General features: G+C 70.7%; 1 protein-coding gene. It reads right to left on the reverse strand.

The window, feature by feature from the left end; all coding sequences use genetic code 11:
• A partial coding sequence (locus tag AZG88_RS35385) for a condensation domain-containing protein (protein ID WP_231914304.1) occupies nt 1-1,920 on the reverse strand: 1,920 nt, incomplete at both ends.

Raw genomic sequence — 1,920 nt, forward strand, 5'->3', positions numbered from 1 at the left:
CAACTCCGCCGCACCGATCAGAGCGATGTCACCGATCGGGCGGTCGGGCGACGCCGTGACCGCGTCGAGGATGCGGACGAACTGGTCTGCGAAACCGCGCACGGTCCTCGCGTCCAGGATGTCGGTGGCGAACCCGAATGCCGCAGACATTCCGGCAGGTTCGCCGGCTCCGTCCACGTTCTCACTCAGGGTCAGGTACAGGTCGCATTTGGCGACCTCCACACCGGGGTCGACGACCTCGACGGTCAGCCCGGGCAGTTCGAGGCGGCTCTCCTCGGTGTTCTGGAACTCGAGCAGCACCTGGAACAGCGGGGTGTGCGCGGTCGACCGCACCGGGTCGACCGCCTGCACCACCCGGTCGAACGGCACCTCCGCGTGCCCGAAGGCCCCGAGGTCGGTCTCGCGGACCTGCGCCATCAGATCGGTGAAGGAGTGCTCGGGTGCGACGCGGGTCCGCAGCACCACGGTGTTGACGAACATGCCGACCATCTCGTCCAGTGCCGCGTCGCCGCGACCGGCGACGGGCGTGCCCACCGCGAGGTCCGTCTCGCCGCTCAGCCGGCCGAGCAGGACGGCGAGTGCGGCGTGCGCGACCATGAACAGCGTCGAATCGTGGCCCCGGGCGAGGTCGGACAGCTTCTTGTGAAGGTCCGCGGTGATCGCGAACGGCACGGTGGCGCCGTGTGAGGACCGCTGCAGTGGGCGCCGGCGGTCGGTCGGCAGCTCGAGCAGCTCGGGCATCCCGTCGAGGGTCCGGCGCCAGTAGTCCAGCTGCGCCGAGATCGGCGAGTCCGGGTCGGTGTCGCTGCCCAGGGTGCGGCGTTGCCACAGCGCGAAGTCCGCGTACTGCACCGGCATCGGCGCCCATCCGGGCGGACGTCCGTGCGTGCGCGCGGTGTACGCGACCATCACGTCACGGGCGAGCGGCGCCATCGACGAGCCGTCCGCCGCGATATGGTGCAGCACCAGGACCACCATGTGCTGATCCGGACCGATCCGCAACACCGCGATGCGCATGGGGACGTCGCGGCTCACGTTGAATTCGGCCGACGCCAGAGGCACCAGCTCGGTGCGCAGCGCCGTCTCGTCGGGCACGGTGACCGGGGTGAGGTCGAGGGTCACCCGATCCGCGGGCAGCACCACCTGGTGCGGGCCGTCTGCGGACCCGGGATAGACGGTGCGGAGCGGCTCGTGCCGTTCGACGACGTCGCCGAACGCGGCGCGCAGAGCGTCGATGTCGAGTTCGCCGGTCAGGCGCAGCGCGATCGGAACGTTGTAGGCAGGCGAGGTCGTGTCGACCTGGTTGACGATCCACATCCGCTGCTGTGCGAGGGACAGCGGCACCCGGTCGGGGCGCGGGGCCGCCGTCAGGGCGGGACGCGCAGCGGTGCTGCGATCCGCCTTAGCGGCACGGGCGGCGAGCTCCGCCACGGTCGGCGCCTCGAACAGCTCCCGGACACCCAAGCCGACGCCGAGCGCGGAGTTGATGCGGGCGACGGCGCGGGTCGCGCTCAGCGAGTTGCCGCCCAGGTCGAAGAAGTTGTCGTCGAGCCCGGCCCGGTCGAGTCCGAGCACCTCGGCGAAGACGTCTGCCACGGCGTGCTCGGCCGTACTGGCCGACGCGCGGAACACGGTGCGGACGATCGCGAAATCCGGGGTCGGCAATGCCTGCCGGTCCAGCTTGCCCACCGGGGTGAGGGGCAGTTCGTCGAGGATGACGATGGTCGCGGGCACCATGTGGGCGGGCACGAAGCCGCGCACATGGTCGGTCAGTTCGGTGACGTCAGGTTCGTCGTCACCGGACGGCAGGACGTAGGACACCAGGACGGTGTCCCCGGACGGGGCGGTGCGGCCGAGTGTCACCGCGAACGCGACGCGGGGATGCCGTGTCAACGCTGCGTCGATTTCGCCGAGTTCGAC

Origin of the sequence: Rhodococcus sp. LB1 (genome assembly GCF_001583455.1) — a bacterium.
GTDB lineage: Bacteria > Actinomycetota > Actinomycetes > Mycobacteriales > Mycobacteriaceae > Rhodococcus_F > Rhodococcus_F opacus.